Genomic DNA, 18,372 nt, shown 5'->3' with positions numbered 1-18,372 from the left:
ACTCGCGGGAAAGCGGAAAACGTATGATCTCAAGTGCATCTATTCACTCCAGAATTGATGACACAAGAGGGGAGGAGTCGAGGCATACCAGCCTTGATCAAAGACTAACGATGTTTCGTACCATTCTAATCGCTAATCGCGGAGAGATCGCCTTGCGTGTCATTCGTGCCTGCCGCGAGATGGGAATACGCAGCGTGATTGTGCATTCAGAAGCCGATAAAGACTCTTTGCCTGTACGTATGGCCGATGAGCATATTTGTATTGGACCGGGACCCAGTAGCAAGAGCTACCTAAATATTCCGAATATTCTGTGCGCCGCGACTCTTTCGCAGGCTGAGGCTATCCATCCTGGCTATGGTTTCCTCTCAGAAAATACCAGCTTCTCCGAGATTTGCGCGGATACCAACATTGCCTTTATCGGGCCACCGGCGAGCGCGATGAGGATCATGGGCGACAAGGTGTCGGCACGGGCGGCAATGGCGGAGGCGGGCATGCCGATGCTTCCTGGCACACCTGTACTGCATTCGCTGGCCGAGGGGCTGGAGGCGGTCAAACAGGTTGGGTTTCCGCTGATGCTGAAAGCGGTGGCTGGCGGCGGTGGCCGTGGCATTCGTCTCGTCACCAGACAAGAGGATTTTGAGCGCACCTTTTTGCTGGCACAGAACGAGGCGCGCGAAGCATTTAAGAACGATGGTATTTATCTCGAGCGCTATCTAGGCAAGGCGCGCCACGTCGAAATTCAGGTGCTCCTCGATCATCATGGCAATGGCATCCATCTGGGTGAGCGCAACTGCTCATGTCAGAGACGTAACCAGAAGGTATTGGAGGAGGCACCGAGTCCGCACCTGCCAGCTGAGCTACGCGAGGAGGTGGGCAGGACAGCGGTCAAAGCCGCCCTGGCGGTGGGCTATCGCAACGCCGGCACAATGGAGTTCCTGGTAGATGAGCAGAATCGCTACTACTTTATGGAGATGAATACGCGTCTCCAGGTGGAGCATCCAGTCACCGAGCAGGTCACCACCCTCGATCTGGTGAAAGAGCAGATCCGCATCGCGGCCGGACATCCACTGAGCATTCGCCAGGAGGACGTGAAGTTTCGTTATCACGCCATCGAGTGCCGTATTACGGCGGAGGACGCGGAGGCCGATTTCCGTCCCCAGACGGGTACGGTGACGCAATATATCATGCCAGGAGGCCCGGGAGTGCGCGTCGATAGCCATCTTTATCCAGGCTACGAGGTTCCACCCTACTACGATTCGCTGCTGGCCAAGCTTATCGTCTGGGGCGAAACCAGAGAAGAGGCGATCATACGCATGCGCCGCGCATTGGATGAGTTTGTGATCGAGGGACTGCCAACTACCATCCCGTTTTTGCGCCGCCTGATCGACCATCCTACCTTCGTAGAGGGCGAGGCCTATACGCGCTTTATTCAGGAAGAGGCGGTAGCCCTGGGTATCGAGCAGGCTTCTAGAAAGGCGGCTTGAGTTGAAGAACATAAATACATCTACCACAGTTATCACGCCCCTGACAGATGAAGATTTGCGCACGGATATCGATGAGGGTGTGACGCTTGAGCAGTTACGGCAGCTGGTTAGCCTCATCGACTCAAGCGATATCGCGGAACTTGAGGTACGGCACGGCAAGACAAAAACGCGTATTGTGCTCCGTAAAGCGGCACCTGCTGTCGTTGAGTATGCGACTCCGCTGGCCTCTTCAGCCAGCACGGAGCCTGTCGTCGAGTCTGTTACAGAGCAACAACCACACGTTGTTACCTCACCGTTTGTGGGCTTCTTTCAAAGCTGGTCGAAATCAAAAGATCAGCCTCTGGTCAAAGTGGGAGACGCGGTGAAGGAAGGACAACATGTCGCTGTCATCATCTCCATCGGTGTTCCCAACGAGGTAGAGGCGGCGGTAGCAGGACACGTCGTGGAGTTGCTGGTGCAAGACGGCGAGCCTGTCCAATATGGGCAGCCGCTGATGACAATCATGCCCTGAACATCTCATGCTCCATTCATGCTCCATTCTGTATATAACCTGTACTGTTGCACAATGAAGAGGAAAAAGTATGTCGTGGGTTAAGCGTGTTGAGGCTGTTCTCGGTATTCTTCAGGGGAGCAGCATTAGCGAAATCGAACTGGGAGAGGGCGAGCTAGAGATCATTCTGCGGCGTCACTCTGGCACTCCCGCCACCATTCAAGCTCACCAGCCGGCGCAGCTTATCACTGCTGTGCCGCTACCACAACCTGCCATCCCGGCCCCTCAGCCAACGCCTGCCGCTACACGTACAATCGAGATGAAAGCTCCTCTCACCGGGGTCTACTATGCCGCACCCACGCCAACGGCAGATCCCTTTGTCAAGGTGGGAGATATCATACGGCTTGATCAAACTGTGGCATTGATTGAAGCAATGAAGGTATTTAGCGAGATCCAGGCCGATGTCACTGGCCGGGTAGTGGCGATCAAGGTGCAAAGCGGAAGCGTGGTCAAAAAGGGCGATGTCCTGCTACAAGTTGAGCCTGTCTGAGAGAGTAAGAGGCATTGAAAGGATTTAGTTCCTATGATGCAACCACATATTCTACTGCCACTGGATAGCTCGGTCGAGGCGGAGACCCTGCTACCAGTGGCAGCACTAGCGTCTGCAACCAAAAGCTGCCTGCACCTGCTATACGTCATTGATCCTCCCTACTCAACCGTCTCGGGTCTCGGTTTCATCGCAGTAATGCCAATCAGCCAGTACCTGGCCTCGATCAACCGAGCGTACAAGCATCTGCAGACTATCGCCAGGCGCTTGCAGGACAAGCTACCCGCCCTGGCGATCCAGATAACGGTACTGGAAGGCGATCAGATAGGTAGCGTGCTGGATACTATCAAGCGCGTCTCGAGTACCAGCATGCTGGCACTGGCTCCCCGCAAACGTACAACATCGTTTGCCTTCTTCGAGAGAAACGTGGTCGCCGCGCTGGCGCAATGCACTTCACTGCCGCTCCTGTACGTCCCATCAACGCCTCGTACAATCCATACGCCAGCGCTATCTTCTGTCCGGAGCATCCTGGTTCCTTTCTTTAAAGGCGATGGCCTGCACGCGGTTGAAACTGCCGCTGAGATAGCCAGCATGACAGGAGCGGTAATAGCACTGGTGACGGTAGTAGACGATACCCGCAAAGCCTCTAGTGCGCGCAGACAATCACGCCAATTGCAGCTGCAGAGCGAAATTGACTGCGCACGCACCTACCTGGAGGCTTTGGCTTATCCTCTGCGCACACGGGGACTCTCTGTGCAGGTCGAGGTCACGTGTGGTCAGCCAGCAGAGGAGATTGTGCGGCTCTGCCACCTGCATGACTTCGACATCACAGTGGCGGCTGCAGCTCGCCGGGGGAGCCTGAGCAGCTTCTTCTCCCATCATGCCAGAATGCTGCAGCAGGTCATACAAACCAGTAAGGCCCCCGTCATGCTGGTGAAGCGTTCATCAACCCGGCCAATCACTTTCTCCCCTGCCCGGCCCTCACTTTCGTTAATAGAAAAAGCCAGAGGCTATGACACCATTCGATAAAGTCAGCAAACAGCCCGGAACACGACTTGACCTTTTGAGATTCTGACTATGAGATGAGCTTTGAGGTTTATCAACACGACCAACCTCAAAGCTCCGTTTTACCTGGTAGCCGCCTTTGCTCCTCAGATGGTCGAACAAGGATCAGGAAAAATCATTAATATCACCACTGTGTTGGCTCATAAAGGCTTCGCCGGGGCCTCCCTCTATGGGGCAACGGAAGCGGCGCTGACACTGCTGACCAGGTCATGGGCGGCAGAGTTTGGGCCGGCGGGGGTCAATGTCAACGCGATTGCGCCTCACCTGGTACGGACTCCTGGGATAGAAGGAAACATGGAGGTGATCGATCAGGTCGCGAAGACCCTTCCGGTCCGAAGATGGGCCAAGCCTGCTGAGATTGCAGCAAAGGAGTGATATCATATTCACCAAGAAGCGCGGCCGGACCGCCCGGGTCTCAATCATGGACTAATTGGGGTTGCTAGTTTTTGAAGAGGAGGCGGAGGGCGACCAGGCTTCCCAGGCCGAAGCAGAACCAGCTAGCCACGAGCTGGTGAGCGTTCATCATTAGGAGAGTGCCACAGAGGAGCGAGAACACAAACATGAGGAGCAGGACAAAGCTGTTATGCTGCGATGACTGGCTGCGCCCATTAATAGCGATGCGACCAGCTTTGATTTCGTCGAGTACCTGTTCCAGCGTGCGGGGCAAGGTGAGCAATACCTTGCCCGTATCGAGGAGCTGGCGACCAACCTGGTATAGTCCCTGTTCTACATCTTCAAGACTCAGCCCCAGAAATGCCTTCGCGTAGGGGATAGCGACCTCGACGAAATTGAACTCGGGCGCGAGCTCGGTCGAGAGAGCGGCCAGCGTACTCACCGCGCGGCCAGTAAAGGCGAACTGGGCGGGAATGTGAAACGGCTGACCACGAAAAAGCTGCAGCACCTCCTGTACCAGTTCCACCATATCAATCTTATGCATGTCAGCCAGGGTTAGACCATGGTACTGTTCTATAAGAACAGCGAGGGATTGCTCCATAGCGCTGCGGTTGGCACGTTCACCGATAAAACCCAGCCGGCCCAGCGCATTGATAAGTAAACGGGCATCGCGCATAATAAAGGCCAGGAATGCATCACGCAGCGATTTCTTGATGCTCTTTGTATGCGAACCTGTCATGCCGAAGTCGATAAAAGCGATCACTGGCTCCTGTCCTGTCGAGCCCGCTTTGACAAAGATGTTGCCGGGGTGTGGATCGGCATGAAAGAAGCCGGCCTCAAAAAATTGATAGAAATAGGCGCATACCGTGCATTTGACCACCGCCAGCCGGTCTACTCCGGCCGCATCCAGCGCGGCATAGTCATTGATTTTGATGCCGTCGATCCACTCGATGACCAGCACACGCCGCGATACGTACTGGTCATACACACGAGGAATATAGATGCTGGCGTTATCCTTAAACATATCCCTGAACTTTCTGGCGTTAATGGCCTCGCGCAGATAATCTATTTCATCGTAGACGATGCGCTCAAACTCGGCCAGCAGCTCATTGAGATCCAGCAGATCATGTGTGTGAAAGAGATGATTAATGATCCAGATGACAAACTTCAGGGTACGCAAATCCATACGGATAAGATATTCGATATCGGGACGCTGTACTTTGACGGCTACAACGTCGCCAGTAGCGGCCAACACCGCTTTATGTACCTGGCCCAGCGAGGCGGCGGCGATACAGCCGGGCTCTAGCACAGAAAACACTTCCTCGACCGGCTTGCCCAGCTCAGCCTCTATCAGCGCGACCACGTACTCAAACGAGGCGGGAGGAATACCATCTTGCAGCGGCTGTAAAATGGCCAGGGCCTGCTCCGGTAGCAGGTCAACGCGCAGACTGAGAAACTGACCAAGTTTAATCATGAGCGTGCCCAGCTTTGGGGCGCTATTGCGAAAGTGGATAAGCACCCGAATCAACGCCTCGCTCACTGGCTGTTGGACACAACCAGACTGCCGCAGCCTGGCCATGCGGCGACGCTCGCGGTAGATGGCCCAGCTGAGCCACAAGAGCAGATGCACAATCTGCAAGGAGCGTGTAACGTTAGCGATTCGAGGTGCTTTATCCAGCATACACATTTTTCCTTACCTGGCCATCTTATCCAGAGTGGTAGCAAAACCATATGCGAGCTTCGCCAGTCCACTGACAAACTCGGTGCCAGCCGCCTTAAATTCCTGCTGTGACTCACGTGGCAGCATGCTCATTGGCGCGCGACCAAGACCAACGCCTGCGCGGTACACACTGTGCGTCAGGCTGTATAAAGCCTGACGATAGTCTGCTTGCTGATTTTCCATCGAAGATGCGCTCCTCTCTTGTTATGTCTGGTTATGTATCATCGCTATTGTGTCACTCACAAAAAAGGACAAAGGCCTGCTTCTATAATGCAACCACCATCTTCCCCCGCTATTATCCAGCGCGTAAGATCGTAGGTTCGGCCCTATGATCTTTTATTTTTTAAGATCATTTATTGAACCTTTTCACGCGTGAGCGAAAAATCGGGCGCAAGGCCCGAACCTATGGGAAATTTTTCGAGCGTAGAGGGTAAATCGGGCGCAAGGCCCGAACTATGGGTGTCATTATTCTTGATACGTTTCGATGGCCCATGCGATGAAACCTTCAAGAAACATGACCCCAATAGGTTCGGGCCTTGCGCCCGATTGGCTCCCTTGACGAGCGATACCGTCCCCATAGGTTCGGGCCTTGCGCCCGATTGGCTCCCTTGACGAGCGATACCGTCCCCATAGGTTCGGAGCTTGCCTCCGATTTCTTCCTTCAACGAGCGATACCGTCCCCTTGCAAGGGCTGGCCGCCCCATCCGCTTGATAGCGGCGTGCCTGCACCTCCCCGCTTTCTACTTGCTTTATATGTTAAAGATCATAGGGGCGCATCTACGGCTTAATCTGGGAAGTTGCCGGACTGCGTGCCTACGTTGAAGGGAGTCGAGTAGTTATCATACATCAGCATCATGTCCATGCCCCAGTTGGCGTGTACGAAGTTGTGGCAGTGGATCATCCAGATGCCGGGATTGTTAGCCACAAACGCAATATCATACGAGCTATGGGGTGGAACCAGCACAGTGTCCAGGTAGACAGGACTGCCCTTGAGTGGCTGACCATTGTGTGCGATGACGGTAAAGGTATGACCGTGCAGGTGCATTGGATGGTATAGCGCGCTCTGGTTGTCGAGATGTATTCTGACCAGCTGCCCCTCTTTGACCATGATCATGCCAGTATTGGGGAAAACCTTGCCGTTCATGGTATAGGTCATGCCGGTGCGTCCCAGCGAGGTACCCATCATGTTGTTCAGAGCGATGCTATAGCTGGTATCAAAATGGCTCTGCGCCGTAATCGCGCTGTGCGCTGGCTGTCCATAGGTTGTCATGTCGAACCATGACGTCACCGGTGGCAGCTGCGCCGGCACGCTTCCCTGTCCAATCACGATTGAAGGATAGCGCTGATAGTGCAGATTATCTTTCTCTTCCGCTGTTACCAGCGAGACTGATCCCTGCGCAGGCATCTGGAAAAGCAAGTCATAGCGCTGCGCCGTCCCGATCGGCAAGGGCGTTTCGTGCAGCCATTGCGGTGCATTAAGGTCGTGTCCATCGAGCGAGACGACCTTAAACGGTGCCCCCAGCAGCGTTACAAGATGCGGAGCGGTTGATGCGGTGTTGGACGTTTCCGCGATACGCAAGCGCACCCATTGTCCGGGGCGGGCCGCCTCGTTGAGCGTCTGGGCTGTATTGTTCAGGGTAAATACAGTCTGGTTGTTGTCCGTATTCCATTCGTGTAAGGCAACACTATAATCGACATCAGCATGGATGGTTGGTGTTTTAGGATCAACGATCAACATGCCAAACAGACCGCCGGTGGTCTCCTCGTCGGCCAGTTGGTGTGAATGATACCAGTAGGTACCGGGGTCGTTGGTCACAAAGCGATAGACGTACGTCTGCCCGGGTTTGATGGCGTCCTGGGTGACTCCAGCCACACCATCGGCCGAGTTGACGATATTGATGCCATGCCAGTGAATAGTGATACCAAATGAAAGGTGGTTAACGACATTGACGACTACCAGGTCGCCCTGTTGCACGCGTAAGGTTGGTCCCGGTTCCACACCATTAAAGGTCCAGGATGGGATATTGATGCCAGAGCCAAAGGAGACCGTCGCGTTCTCAGCGGTCAGCGTAAACTGCTTCATGTGGGCCGAGGTGGCTGGCGCCTTCAGGTTTGTAATGGGGATAGTCGATGCGCCAGCAGGCATGCCCATATTCAATGAGGTCGGTACGCCAGAACCTGATGGGAGCTGTGGCGCGGGCAGCGTATTTGGACTGCTGTCGGTTGTTGGAGTCGAGACAGCAGGGGCATGATGCACAACGAATACATCGACGATACCTCCAGCAATAACCATGAGGGTCGTCACTATCAGCACAACATGCATCATATTCAGATGCAGCTGTGGTTTCGACAGTATCTGTTTTTGCACAATGAGTACCTTTCGTGGCTAGTTGCTAGCATAATAAACAGTTTCGTGTGCAGTATAAAAGAAGCACTCACCACCGACTTACTCAACTTGTAAGAGTGTAGGCCTCGGCTGCCATTTCAGGTGCGGGATAGATCAGGTAGACCTGGTCTGCCATGGCTTCACGGAATAGAGCTGCCTTGCGCTCGTATGCCTGGCAGATCATGCCGAGTTGACCTTCCACATCCAGAGAACCACTGTTGATGGTCAGGTCATACAGAAGCGGATCATTGATATCCCGGCGACACTGCGACCAGAGATAGTGTTGCATTTGCTGATCTCTCTGTTGAACCTGCGCCAGAGCCTGCTGCTGACTCAACTGTTCTCTCTGCATCACCCGGCGCACGCGTTGCATCAATGGGGCGACTATCTGTACATGAAGCACATTGGGACGGCCTGCGAGCAGCGCCTGTGCTCCATGGTCCACGATCACCTTCTGCCCGCTGGCAGCAATAGACTCGACAACATGTTGTAATGCTTTATGGTAGAGACGTTCCTGCCTGTGGGGCAATATGGGCAGAGTAGGCTGGCCGGCCAGGGCTTCCACGGTTTCGGGATAAGACAGCTGCATTGAGAGCAAGAAGCGTTCAACAAAGCTATACAGTCGCAGATTGTGTTGCTCGGCCTCCTCTACCGTGACCCCCAGCCATTGCGCGACTCGCCCGACAATCTCATGATTGACGCATTGCCAGCGTAGCCTGGCCGCCAGTTGTACCGCAATCCAGTCACCAGCACATCCATACTGCTGCGATAGGGTGATGACGCTTAATGGAGAGGCTGCCGGCTCGTTTTCTCCATACTTATGCGAATAGCCCGGTCTGATATCTTTCACTTTTTACCTTCTTCCTGCAACAGAAACAGATGAGGATTGCAGGCACACCTGGCCTGGACTTTATTTATAGGTCAGGCCCTACAATCCTCATCTGTCTTGACTGTAAAAAACACTTGCTCGCTATGACGCTGGAAACACAACAGGAAGTAATAGCGCGATCAGGCCGATGAAGGCGAGCGCGGTGCGGACGCGATGGCCCGCGACCCAGCGCGCTCGCAGATCATCCAGATGCTCCAATTGCTTGCCCGGCTCCCATGTGCGGATACGCCGGTTAATCGGTCCGTGAATACGAATTGAGATAAGGGCGACACTGACAATACAGACAATGCCGATGCCTCTGCTCAGCAACTGCCAGCCAGATTGGGTAAACCATAATTCGCCAATTGCCAGTAACGCGGTTGAAAAGGTTAGAATGGGCATATACGGGTCGCTGTAGCGGTCGATCACATGATGAACCTCAGCATAGCTGTCCGTTTTGAGCGCGACAAAGGTGGGTGCAACAGCTACATGCACATAGAATAGTCCACCCACCAGTAATACCAGCGTCACAAAGTTCACGATCTCAAGTAGAGCGTACATTGTGCCTCCAATCAAAGAGAACCAGCAGCGGCTATGCTACTTTTTTATCGGATGTAGACTCAGCGCTTTTGGCCTCAACCTGCTGCTGGCCATCTGTATTGGTCCAGCTGTAGATCTGCTTCGCCATTGGGGGCAGGTCGGGATAGATGAGAGAAACATACTGGTCAAGTTCGGCCTTGACGTCTTTAAAGAGAGGATGCTGGATATACTCTTTGAGAATAGTTGGCAGTGAGGAGCGAGCCTCTACGAAATGTACATAGATTTCGCCCTGAGTCCAGACGTGGCGCGATTTAACACCCACCAGGTGTGGCAGTTCTGTTGCATCTGAGCGTGCGAAAGCCTCCACAATTTTGTCTTCGCTGCCTGGCTTATAGTTACCAACGATGATGCCACGGAACAGTTCTTCTGGCTGCTCGTTCTTCTGGTAGCGGGCCTCGATGCGCTCTTTAATGACACGCTGCTGAATGCGGGTCTGGGTATTGAGGTGGTTGGTCGCATGCTCCTCACTGAAAGGGGCATCCGGCTTCATGCTAAACTCTTGCTCCCAGGTCATCACCGTATCCGCTTCGCCGACGCTGTCATACCACCAGCGGATAGTCATATGTTTGAACGGACCAGAGGAGGGGTTGCGCTCGGAGCGAGTTGATTTGCGCTCAGCGTCGGTGTGGCGGACCGCGATCCAGCTCCACTGGGTGCCGCTCTCGTCGGGATGCGTGGTGAGACGAAAGGTCACGCTATTCTCGGTCTCTTCGATTACCTCGCTACTGGCGTACTCGGTGAATAATTCAGGCCATGTCCTGACATTATTGGTTAAGCGAAAAACATCCTCAACCGGCGCATGGATCAGCACCGCGTTCCGTATATATCCCATCTGCTTACCTTGCCTCCTATAACTAGAGTGAATTGACAAACGTCACAAGTTCCTGAATGTTATGGGTGGAAAAAGCCTCTTCTTGCGGGATCTCGATCCCCAGCTGATGCTCCAGGCTCGTGCACACCTCGGTCAGTCCCAGCGATTCGACGCCCAGCGACTCCCAGGAAGCGGTGTCGATGCCGGGTGTACTGGGTGGTACTCCTACCTTTGCATGCAAAATAGCAATCATATTTTGCACGCTACAACGCGTTGTCATATCTGCACCTCTCCTCCATTCATGGCTCATATTGATTATTGTGCGTGTACTGTGCCGATAGTAGTGAGAGCTGCTTGCCCGCGCCTTACTTCTCTTGTAACTCGGCGGCAAAGATAAAAAGTACAGTGTGGTCAGGATGAAATAGTTCATAGTGCGTCAGTTTGCATAGCTGCTAGTGAGGAGAGCGTGACTATGGCGCGTGTCATGATAACGGGTATAGGAGTGGTTGCCCCGGGCGGTGTAGGAAAAGAAGCATTCTGGCAAACACTGGTTACGGGTCAATCAACTGCTGCCCTGGCACATCATATAGAGAAACTGGATCAACTGCGATCACAAGTGGTAGCGGCCGTCTCGGATTGGGATCCGCTTAGCTTTGGTTTAACAGAGGAAGAGGCCGCGAGAACAAGCCGGCATGTGCAGTTCGGGGCAGTCGCCGCGGCAGAGGCATTGCGCGATAGCGGGCTGGACCCGGCCAACCTGGATGCCTCCCGTACGGGTGTCGTTGCGGGAACCGCCATTGGTTCGACGATCAGGCTCGAACAGGAATATTTTGTGGTCAGTAAACAGGGAACGGATTTTAATGTTGATCCCACACTTGCTTCTCCGTTCCTCTATCATGCTATGTCGCCAACTACTATCAGTGCGGAAATCGCGGCTAAGTTTCACGTCACTGGACCAGTTGTTACCGTCTCCACTGGCTGCACAGCTGGCATCGACTCGGTGGCGCACGCTTATGAGTTGATACGCGATGGAGAAGCTGACGTGGTGATCGCGGGCGCCGCAGAGGCAGGCATTTGCCCTGTCAATATGGCCTCGTTTGATGCTATTAAAGGAACGACGCCACGTAACGACGAACCCAAAACAGCTTCTCGCCCCTTCGATGGCACGCGCAATGGTTTTGTGCTAGGCGAGGGCAGCGCCTTCCTGATATTAGAATCGCTGGAACATGCATTGCAGCGACAGGCGCCTGTGATCTACGCCGAGATCAAGGGTTATGGCAGTGCGCTCAACGCCTATCATATGACGGGCCTGCAGCGTAACGGCCTTGATATGATTCAGGCCATCGAAGCAGCACTCAGCGAAGCGCAAATGGAGCCAGGCGATATACAGCATATCAACGCTCATGGCTCCTCGACCAAACAGAATGACTTGCACGAAACCAATGCCTTCAAGGCAATTTGGAAAGAACAGGCCTACTCCATTCCGATTAGCTCGATCAAATCAATGATCGGACATTCCCTGGGAGCGATTGGGGCCATCGAGGCGGCGGCCTGCGCCCTCATTCTACAGCGAGGCGTCATTCCGCCCACCATTAACTATCGCAACCCCGATCCCGAATGCGACCTTGATTATGTTCCTAACGTAGCGCGAGAGCAACGGGTACAAAATATTGTCTCTACCGCCAGCGGCTTCGGTGGCTTCCAGTCCGCTCTTGTCCTCTCCGCTGTTTCGCAAGGAGATACCGCACATGTCTAAAGAAGCTGTTATCACTGGTATTGGTGTGATTACCCCTGCCGGCGTAGGTAAAGCTGATTTCTGGCAGGGCATGGTGAGCGGACAGTCGTTTCTCTCGCCGATCACGTCCTTCGACACCGCTCGCTACACGAGCAAAATCGGAGGTGCCATCAAAGACTTTGATCCAGCCAGCTTGCTAGATCCACGCATTATGGTACAGACCGATCGCTGGACCCAGTTCGATATGATCAGCGCCAAACAGGCGATCGATGACGCGGGCGTCCAGATCCGCGACGAAGATCCGACACGTGTTGGAGCAGTCTTCGCCGCGGGCACCGGGGGCAACGAATACGGTCAGCGGCAACTGCACATCTGTAGCTCGCAGGGACCCAAGCATGTCAGTGTCTACCTGTCTATCGCCTGGTTTTACGCGGCCAGCATCGGACAGGTCTCAATCAGCAATGCCATTCGCGGCTATGGTCGCAACATCTGCGCCGAGGCTGCAGGTGGTCCAATCGCGCTGGGACACGCAGCCAAAACAATCGCCCAAAGCACCTGCGATGTCGTTATTGTCGGCGGCTGCGAGGCTCCGCTGACGCCATACACCTTCGCATCGCACCAGGCTTCAGGCCTTATGTCGCCCGAGAACGGTGACCATCCTTATCGCCCTTTTGACGCTACACGTCAGGGTACGGTGGCCGGTGAGGGAGGCGCCAGCTTCTGCGTCGAAAGTAAGGAACATGCTCAGCGCCGTAATGCGCACATCTATGGAGAAATCGCTGGCTGGGGACAATCGTTCGACGGAGTCCAGACACGCGAGCCGGCAGCAGACGGAAAAGAATACGCCAGGGCCATTGAGCAGGCGCTCAAGATGGCTCAGCTACAGCCCACGGACATTGATTGGATTCTCTGCGATGGACTGGGGACACAACAGGGAGATAAAGCCGAGGCCAGGGCACTACAGGCAGTGTTTGGCGACGCTCTTGCCTCCATACCAGCATCTGCGCCCAAATCAATGATTGGCCGCCTCTTCAATGGCGGCTCGACGGTTGATGTGGCGGCCGCCCTGCTGGGCATGCAAACAGACACGGTTTTGCCTACCGTCGGCTTTACACAGCCAGATGCCGAGTGTCCACTCGACTGCGTACCAAACCAGGTACGCACAAAACAAATACGCCATGTCCTGGTCGGTGCGCGCGGCTTCGGCGGCTACAACTCGGCCATTATTCTCAAACGTCCTTTTTAACCGTACATGCGTCCCTTGAGGGCGCTTCACACCCACGTTTACAACCCGTAGGTGCGCCCCTTGCGGCGCTTCAAAAAGGAGTCCGTTCATGATCACATCTGTTAGCCGCTCAGCGGTAGATCCATTGAAACATAACCGTGGTGGACGCTTGCATGTACTGCTCAGCCCTAAGACAGTTGGCACATCGGCAGGCTTTCTGGGTACATTCGCATTGTCTCCTGGTGAGGTGTTCTTGAAACACTACCATCCTTACAGTGAAGAGTGCTTCTACGTTGTCAAGGGCGAAGTGGTCATTGAGGGCGACGAAAATACGCTGGTCGCCAGCGAAGGCACAGGCGTGTTTATTCCTAAGAACGAGCCGCACCGCCTGCGCAATGTAGGAACAGAAGAGACGGTTCTGGTATTTTTCTGTTCTCCCCTCGCTCCATCACCCGATCAGGGTCATGTCATGCTCGAAGAGGCGCCATCGACGACGGCGTAGTGGGCCGGGCGAGGCAAGCATCGTTGCCTCGCCAGCTAGGAAGACGTGACGTACCATCGAGCGGCAACATAGTCATCATATAAAGGAAGTGTTATGGATTTGGATTTAACGGGCAAGCGTGCCCTGGTTACAGGTGGCTCACGCGGTATTGGGCGCGCCATTGTCAGGGCGCTGATCGAACGCGGGGCAACGGTGGCGGCCACCTACTATCATGAGGGCGAGACCGCTTCTGAATTGATTGCGGAACTGGAGCAGAGCCAGAATGGCAGCTTTGCCGTGCGCGCCGATGTCAGCAATCCTCAGTCGGTTGCCGAGCTGGCGCAGCAGGTCAGCCAGAAACTGGGGCAGGTCGATATTCTGATTAACAATGCCTCAATCATCGGACAGGCACAGCTGCAGGAGATGCCGCTGCCCGTCTGGCAGCAGATTATGGACACCAATTTGACCAGCGTCTACCTGGTCACGCAAGCCATGCTACCTATGATGGGGAACGGCGGTTCCATCATCAACATCTCCTCGAATCTTGCTGTTGTAGGTATGCGCGGTAAAACACACTACTCGGCCTCAAAAGCTGGCGTCATCGGTCTGACGCGTTCACTGTGCAAAGAGGTGGGCAAGCAGGGCATTCGTGTCAACGTGGTCTCTCCTGGCATCATCGAGACTGAGCAGATCGGGGATCTGACGCCAGAACAACGGACGCGTTACGCCTATCTTTCGGCGCTTGGTCGCCTGGGTCAACCTGAAGAGGTGGCTGCCGCGGTCCTCTTCCTGGCCAGCGATCTAGCCAGCTTTATTACCGGCTCAACCCTGGCTATCGACGGCGGCGTTGGTGGTATCGCCGCACTGTAGCCTGGCCCAGACAGAGGCGGCGCGCCGCCTCTGTGGCTGATGCAAAAATAGCAGATCAATCAGTTGGCAGACAAGGAGAACACAGCTATGGCGACATATGTCATGGTCTTTGGGCGCTTGAACCGGCTAGAGGACAAAGAGGTATTCGAGGCTGAATTTGAACAGGTCAGCCGCCTCCTCTTGAAAAAGGTTCCGGGAATTCTACGCGATGAGCTCATCCAGGACAGCAGCGATCCTCATTCCTACATCATGCTCAGTGAGTGGGTAAGCAAGGAGGCATGGGCCACCTGGCAGCGTGCTCCAATCCACGAAGAGCAAGTGGGCCACCTGCAGAACTACTGGAAGGGCCAGGGAGTAAAAATCTTTAACACCGTTTTCAATGTCGGACAGGAAGCTTCTGTCCCGGCCGAGACATTGTAGATTTATCAATGCTCCATGGTCAACGCCAGGTCGCCCGTGGAGCTCTACAGATTCAGGTGAAGAGATATACACGTAGAGGAGCAGCATCATGATTCATATGCACGAGAATGATATCGACAACCTACTGCGACCTGAGTATTTAGAGAATCCTTGTCCGGTGTTTCATCAGTTACAAGAAAACGAGCCAGTACACTGGAATACATACCTCAACGGCTGGATGGTCACGCGCTACGATGATGTGCGTGCAATGTTACAGGACACACGTCTCTCGGCGGCTTCGCCCTTTGGCTATCTCTTCAAGCGCGAGCTAACGGAAGAGGAACAGGAGGCCGTTAAATTTATTCGCCCTTATGTGGAGCAGTCGCTGCTGAATATGGACCCTCCACACCAGACACGTCAGCGTACGATTCTGGGCTCGGCCTTCACGCCACGCCGCCTGGCACAGATGCGCGAGCGTGTTCAGGAATTTGTCGATGAAATCATCGACGGCATACAGGCAGATGGCAAGATCGAATTGCTGCAGCAGTTTGCTTTTCCCTTGCTCTTCAAGACCATCTTTGCGCTGCTTGGTATCCCGGAGGAAGCGCACACGGAGGCCAAACGGCTCTTCAATGAGGCGTCTAGCCTGATCATCAAAATCAACTCGTCGCCCAATCCTGCCTCCGAACACCTGCTCCAGTTCGCGGAGAACCTACGTGTAACCGAAGAGTTGCTGAAGCCATATATCGAGGAGCGGCGTCGCGAGCCACAAAGTGACGTCATCAGCGTGATGGTCGAGGCAGAAAAACAAGGCAAGCTCAGCGAGAAAGAGATCTATGTGCTCTGCTCACAGCTCGTCTTCGCTGCTCATGAGACCACGGCCAACGCTATCTGCAGCGGCATGCTGTACCTGCTGCAACATCCCAATCAAATGGAGAACCTCAAACGCAATCGCGCGCTTGTTCCGCTGGCAGTAGAAGAGATCCTGCGCTACAGCGCTCCTGGACAGATGCGCCCACGCGTCGCCCGCGAAGACATCGAGGTGCGCGGCACCTGTATTCAGAAGGGGCAACGCATCTTCGTGATGCTGGCGGCCGCCAATTATGATGCCAACCACTTCTCCTGCCCGGAGAAATTCGACGTTGAGCGTCCAAAGAAAGAACAGATCATGACGTTCGGCCATGGCATCCACTATTGTCTGGGGTCCGCTCTTGCCCGCATGGAGCTGGAGTGCATCTTCCCCACGCTGCTCAAGCGTCTGCCAAATCTGAGACTGGCGTCGCCCAGCGTGCAATGGCGGCCCAACTTCCTGCTGCGCGGACTCGCCGCCCTGCCACTGGAGTTCGATCCGCCAGCAACGGCCGCCATCGAAATCGAAGAAACTGCAGCTGACTAGAACAAAAGGAGCACCTGTATGTCATCTCCAGTAGTACTGATCAATGTATTCGAGGTGCCAGTGGGAGCCGAGGAGGAGTTTCTGGCATGGTGGCAGCGCTCCTCTGAAGTTCTTAAACAGGAACCTGGCTTTATAGACGCCAAATTGCACCGGTCGCTGAAAGTTGGCGCGCGCTTTCAATTCATCAATGTAGCACATTGGGAAACCGAAGAGGCTTTAGATGTGGCTCGCACCAGGCATAAAGCGGCACTGCAAGCGCCGGTGGGTAAAGGAACGCCTTCGCTCTACGAGGTTGCGCTGCAATTCTAACGCATTTAAGACAAGGTCACACGGACACCCACAAGGAAGCGCTATTATAAGCAGCTGGATGCCCTTGTGGGTATTCGAGTGACCTTTTTTAAGGGGAGGAGGGGAATCCAGATAGTATTCTTGCATTTTGCCTACTATATTTGTTGTAGGAGCCATCCGGCTAGAAATGCTGAAACATATGCAAAGTAGTAAGACCACGAGCGGGAGAAAAACTATGTCACTACTACAAAATACACATACACTGCTCAATGACAAAGCTTCGATCCATCCACGTGAACGTGAGTATGGCGCGACCTACCGAGCTTATGCTTTCGGGCAGTTCCGGTTGTATTGTCAGGATAAACCAATTAAAGAGACGATGTGGCGCCGTAACAAGGTGAAGGCACTGCTCAAGTGGTTTCTCCTCAACCCTGGCAAGCTCTGCTCCGCCGACGAATTTATTGATCTTTTCTGGTCTGACCTGCCGTCCGAGACGGCCTTTGGCAATCTGTACGTCACGATCCATTGCCTGCGCCACTTGCTTGAGCCCTCGCTTGGATCCAGGGAGGCGTCGCACTTTATCCGTCGTCAGTCGAACAATTTCTACTGGTTTCATATGGATGAGACCTGGTGGACAGATATTGCCGATGTGCAGCACCTCTTTGAAACGGCGCGCGCCTATGATACACGCGGCGAAGAGGTCAAGGCATCATTCTACTATCGCAAGATTATCAGCCACGGCGTGCTGGGCTTTTTGCCAGAGGATGCAGAAGAGGAATGGCTGCGCCCATATCGCCAGCATTATGAATATATCTACCAGCAGGTGCTGATGCGCCTGATCCAGCTGTATCAGCAGCGCAACGAGTTTGAAGAGGTGCTGGAATACGCATACCAGGCGCTATCGCTGGACCCTTATTGTGAGCCGGCCACCAAGGCAATCATTGATGTGTACTTCCGGCAGGGCAACACGGGTATGGCAATCCGTAAACTAGATGATTTCAGTAGCTTCCTCCAGCAGGAGCTGGGTGTAGAACCGAGCAGAGAGATGCATTCTCTGCGCGCCAAAATTTTAGAGACAGACTCTTTGTAATAGAAAGTTTAAAAGAGCGTTTTTGGTAGTTACTCTATGTGGCATCAGGGAGGACGCAAAGGCAGAAAAACGCAGAGATAAAAAAGAAAGAAAAGGTGGCAGCAATGCAAGAACAGAGCGGTTTTGATTCATTTGCTAAGAAGCCGACATACGTCAACGGGCAAATCAGCGAGCTGTACCAGAATGGAGTTCTGAGCAGGGTAGAGGCGGAGGCAATGGATATCGTTCACACGTGCTTTAGCCAGGGACAGGAAAACGAAACACGTGTTGCAGAGCCAGAATATACGCGAGCGCAGTGGGAGACGTCGTGCGTGGCCATTATTCATGATGGGGAGGTCGTGCCGGTTCTCAATCTGGAGGATGTTTTCCTGCGGCCCCGAACGCCGCAGGAAAAATTGTCGATTTGTAAACGGGCAGCATGTATCATGTATGATGTTCTGCTTACTCTCCTGGAGGAGGAAGAGGCATAGATCTCCTACCTGACCTGGTAAAGCAACATGACCTGCATATAAGAAAGTAAAGAG

The 18,372-nt window shown here is 54.1% G+C and carries 21 protein-coding genes; 14 read left to right on the top strand and 7 right to left on the bottom strand.

Features of this window, described 5'->3' with window-relative positions:
- Window positions 1-110: 110 nt before the first annotated feature.
- The 5 genes from accC to JMI88_RS37000 all read left to right on the top strand — a co-directional run bounded on the left by accC (window position 111) and on the right by JMI88_RS37000 (window position 3,961).
- On the top strand, window positions 111-1,484 hold the full coding sequence (gene accC / locus JMI88_RS37020; RefSeq protein ID WP_201367118.1) for an acetyl-CoA carboxylase biotin carboxylase subunit: 1,374 nt from the start codon (window positions 111-113) through the stop codon (window positions 1,482-1,484).
- 1 nt (window position 1,485) lies between these two features.
- Window positions 1,486-1,995 (top strand): acetyl-CoA carboxylase biotin carboxyl carrier protein, encoded by a 510-nt coding sequence (locus tag JMI88_RS37015; RefSeq protein ID WP_201367117.1) that lies wholly within the window; start codon window positions 1,486-1,488, stop codon window positions 1,993-1,995.
- Between the two features lie 70 nt (window positions 1,996-2,065).
- A complete protein-coding gene (locus tag JMI88_RS37010) occupies window positions 2,066-2,524 on the top strand; it encodes an acetyl-CoA carboxylase biotin carboxyl carrier protein (RefSeq protein ID WP_201367116.1) in 459 nt (152 codons plus the stop codon).
- A 33-nt stretch (window positions 2,525-2,557) separates the two neighbouring features.
- Window positions 2,558-3,550 (top strand): universal stress protein, encoded by a 993-nt coding sequence (locus JMI88_RS37005; RefSeq protein WP_201367115.1) that lies wholly within the window; start codon window positions 2,558-2,560, stop codon window positions 3,548-3,550.
- Window positions 3,551-3,610: 60 nt separating this feature from the next.
- Complete coding sequence (locus tag JMI88_RS37000; RefSeq protein ID WP_201367114.1) at window positions 3,611-3,961, top strand: SDR family NAD(P)-dependent oxidoreductase; 351 nt, start codon at window positions 3,611-3,613, stop codon at window positions 3,959-3,961.
- Between the two features lie 64 nt (window positions 3,962-4,025).
- Here the strand turns inward: JMI88_RS37000 and JMI88_RS36995 are convergent, their stop codons facing one another.
- The 7 genes from JMI88_RS36995 to JMI88_RS36965 form a co-directional block, all read right to left on the bottom strand.
- Entirely contained in the window at window positions 4,026-5,660 is a 1,635-nt protein-coding gene (locus tag JMI88_RS36995; RefSeq protein ID WP_201367113.1) for an ABC1 kinase family protein, read from the bottom strand.
- 12 nt (window positions 5,661-5,672) lie between these two features.
- Complete coding sequence (locus tag JMI88_RS36990) at window positions 5,673-5,882, bottom strand: hypothetical protein (RefSeq protein WP_201367112.1); 210 nt, start codon at window positions 5,880-5,882, stop codon at window positions 5,673-5,675.
- A gap of 601 nt (window positions 5,883-6,483) precedes the next feature.
- The gene (locus JMI88_RS36985) at window positions 6,484-8,067 is read right to left on the bottom strand and encodes a multicopper oxidase family protein (RefSeq protein ID WP_201367111.1); all 1,584 of its coding nucleotides are present in this window, start codon (window positions 8,065-8,067) and stop codon (window positions 6,484-6,486) included.
- 82 nt (window positions 8,068-8,149) lie between these two features.
- Window positions 8,150-8,935, bottom strand: a complete 786-nt coding sequence (locus JMI88_RS36980) for a cytidylate kinase-like family protein (protein WP_201367110.1) — start codon at window positions 8,933-8,935, stop codon at window positions 8,150-8,152.
- A gap of 120 nt (window positions 8,936-9,055) precedes the next feature.
- Window positions 9,056-9,514: an anthrone oxygenase family protein gene (locus JMI88_RS36975; RefSeq protein ID WP_201367109.1), complete on the bottom strand. Its 459-nt coding sequence runs from the start codon at window positions 9,512-9,514 to the stop codon at window positions 9,056-9,058.
- Window positions 9,515-9,545: 31 nt separating this feature from the next.
- Window positions 9,546-10,385, bottom strand: a complete 840-nt coding sequence (locus tag JMI88_RS36970) for a TcmI family type II polyketide cyclase (protein ID WP_201367108.1) — start codon at window positions 10,383-10,385, stop codon at window positions 9,546-9,548.
- Window positions 10,386-10,407: 22 nt separating this feature from the next.
- A complete protein-coding gene (locus tag JMI88_RS36965; RefSeq protein WP_201367107.1) occupies window positions 10,408-10,644 on the bottom strand; it encodes an acyl carrier protein in 237 nt (78 codons plus the stop codon).
- Window positions 10,645-10,836: 192 nt separating this feature from the next.
- Between JMI88_RS36965 and JMI88_RS36960 the strand changes: the two genes are divergently transcribed.
- The 9 genes from JMI88_RS36960 (at window position 10,837) to JMI88_RS36920 (ending at window position 18,318) form a co-directional block, all read left to right on the top strand.
- Window positions 10,837-12,120, top strand: coding sequence for a beta-ketoacyl-[acyl-carrier-protein] synthase family protein (locus tag JMI88_RS36960; RefSeq protein ID WP_201367106.1), 1,284 nt, complete (start codon window positions 10,837-10,839; stop codon window positions 12,118-12,120).
- Window positions 12,113-13,345: a beta-ketoacyl-[acyl-carrier-protein] synthase family protein gene (locus JMI88_RS36955; RefSeq protein WP_201367105.1), complete on the top strand. Its 1,233-nt coding sequence runs from the start codon at window positions 12,113-12,115 to the stop codon at window positions 13,343-13,345. Before JMI88_RS36960 ends, JMI88_RS36955 begins: the two co-directional genes overlap by 8 nt.
- Before the next feature lie 88 nt (window positions 13,346-13,433).
- Entirely contained in the window at window positions 13,434-13,826 is a 393-nt protein-coding gene (locus JMI88_RS36950; protein ID WP_201367104.1) for a cupin domain-containing protein, read from the top strand.
- Window positions 13,827-13,919: 93 nt separating this feature from the next.
- A complete protein-coding gene (locus JMI88_RS36945) occupies window positions 13,920-14,675 on the top strand; it encodes an SDR family NAD(P)-dependent oxidoreductase (RefSeq protein ID WP_201367103.1) in 756 nt (251 codons plus the stop codon).
- A gap of 87 nt (window positions 14,676-14,762) precedes the next feature.
- Window positions 14,763-15,095 carry an antibiotic biosynthesis monooxygenase family protein gene (locus JMI88_RS36940; protein ID WP_201367102.1) on the top strand — a complete coding sequence of 111 codons (333 nt, stop codon included), beginning with the start codon at window positions 14,763-14,765 and terminating at the stop codon, window positions 15,093-15,095.
- Window positions 15,096-15,183: 88 nt separating this feature from the next.
- Window positions 15,184-16,470 (top strand): cytochrome P450, encoded by a 1,287-nt coding sequence (locus JMI88_RS36935; protein WP_201367101.1) that lies wholly within the window; start codon window positions 15,184-15,186, stop codon window positions 16,468-16,470.
- An 18-nt stretch (window positions 16,471-16,488) separates the two neighbouring features.
- Window positions 16,489-16,779: an antibiotic biosynthesis monooxygenase family protein gene (locus tag JMI88_RS36930; RefSeq protein ID WP_201367100.1), complete on the top strand. Its 291-nt coding sequence runs from the start codon at window positions 16,489-16,491 to the stop codon at window positions 16,777-16,779.
- Between the two features lie 214 nt (window positions 16,780-16,993).
- Window positions 16,994-17,848 (top strand): AfsR/SARP family transcriptional regulator, encoded by an 855-nt coding sequence (locus JMI88_RS36925; protein ID WP_201367099.1) that lies wholly within the window; start codon window positions 16,994-16,996, stop codon window positions 17,846-17,848.
- Between the two features lie 104 nt (window positions 17,849-17,952).
- The gene (locus JMI88_RS36920; RefSeq protein ID WP_201367098.1) at window positions 17,953-18,318 is read left to right on the top strand and encodes a hypothetical protein; all 366 of its coding nucleotides are present in this window, start codon (window positions 17,953-17,955) and stop codon (window positions 18,316-18,318) included.
- Window positions 18,319-18,372 lie beyond the last annotated feature (54 nt).

The sequence above is a fragment of the Dictyobacter formicarum genome, assembly GCF_016587435.1.
The sequence above is the reverse complement of the archived record's forward strand: the minus strand, read 5'-3'. Positions and strand labels throughout refer to the sequence as shown.

What these genes read in the sequence shown, in the direction of transcription:
- JMI88_RS36975 (WP_201367109.1), bottom strand. Translation starts at nt 9,514, where the DNA reads ATGTACGCTCTACTTGAGATCGTGAACTTTGTGACGCTGGTATTACTG.
- JMI88_RS36970 (WP_201367108.1), bottom strand. Translation starts at nt 10,385, where the DNA reads ATGGGATATATACGGAACGCGGTGCTGATCCATGCGCCGGTTGAGGAT.
- JMI88_RS36995 (WP_201367113.1), bottom strand. Translation starts at nt 5,660, where the DNA reads ATGCTGGATAAAGCACCTCGAATCGCTAACGTTACACGCTCCTTGCAG.
- JMI88_RS36960 (WP_201367106.1), top strand. Translation starts at nt 10,837, where the DNA reads ATGGCGCGTGTCATGATAACGGGTATAGGAGTGGTTGCCCCGGGCGGT.
- JMI88_RS37005 (WP_201367115.1), top strand. Translation starts at nt 2,558, where the DNA reads ATGATGCAACCACATATTCTACTGCCACTGGATAGCTCGGTCGAGGCG.
- JMI88_RS37010 (WP_201367116.1), top strand. Translation starts at nt 2,066, where the DNA reads ATGTCGTGGGTTAAGCGTGTTGAGGCTGTTCTCGGTATTCTTCAGGGG.
- JMI88_RS36990 (WP_201367112.1), bottom strand. Translation starts at nt 5,882, where the DNA reads ATGGAAAATCAGCAAGCAGACTATCGTCAGGCTTTATACAGCCTGACG.
- accC (WP_201367118.1), top strand. Translation starts at nt 111, where the DNA reads ATGTTTCGTACCATTCTAATCGCTAATCGCGGAGAGATCGCCTTGCGT.
- JMI88_RS36950 (WP_201367104.1), top strand. Translation starts at nt 13,434, where the DNA reads ATGATCACATCTGTTAGCCGCTCAGCGGTAGATCCATTGAAACATAAC.
- JMI88_RS36925 (WP_201367099.1), top strand. Translation starts at nt 16,994, where the DNA reads ATGTCACTACTACAAAATACACATACACTGCTCAATGACAAAGCTTCG.
- JMI88_RS36940 (WP_201367102.1), top strand. Translation starts at nt 14,763, where the DNA reads ATGGCGACATATGTCATGGTCTTTGGGCGCTTGAACCGGCTAGAGGAC.
- JMI88_RS36920 (WP_201367098.1), top strand. Translation starts at nt 17,953, where the DNA reads ATGCAAGAACAGAGCGGTTTTGATTCATTTGCTAAGAAGCCGACATAC.
- JMI88_RS36935 (WP_201367101.1), top strand. Translation starts at nt 15,184, where the DNA reads ATGATTCATATGCACGAGAATGATATCGACAACCTACTGCGACCTGAG.
- JMI88_RS36930 (WP_201367100.1), top strand. Translation starts at nt 16,489, where the DNA reads ATGTCATCTCCAGTAGTACTGATCAATGTATTCGAGGTGCCAGTGGGA.
- JMI88_RS36945 (WP_201367103.1), top strand. Translation starts at nt 13,920, where the DNA reads ATGGATTTGGATTTAACGGGCAAGCGTGCCCTGGTTACAGGTGGCTCA.
- JMI88_RS36955 (WP_201367105.1), top strand. Translation starts at nt 12,113, where the DNA reads ATGTCTAAAGAAGCTGTTATCACTGGTATTGGTGTGATTACCCCTGCC.
- JMI88_RS36965 (WP_201367107.1), bottom strand. Translation starts at nt 10,644, where the DNA reads ATGACAACGCGTTGTAGCGTGCAAAATATGATTGCTATTTTGCATGCA.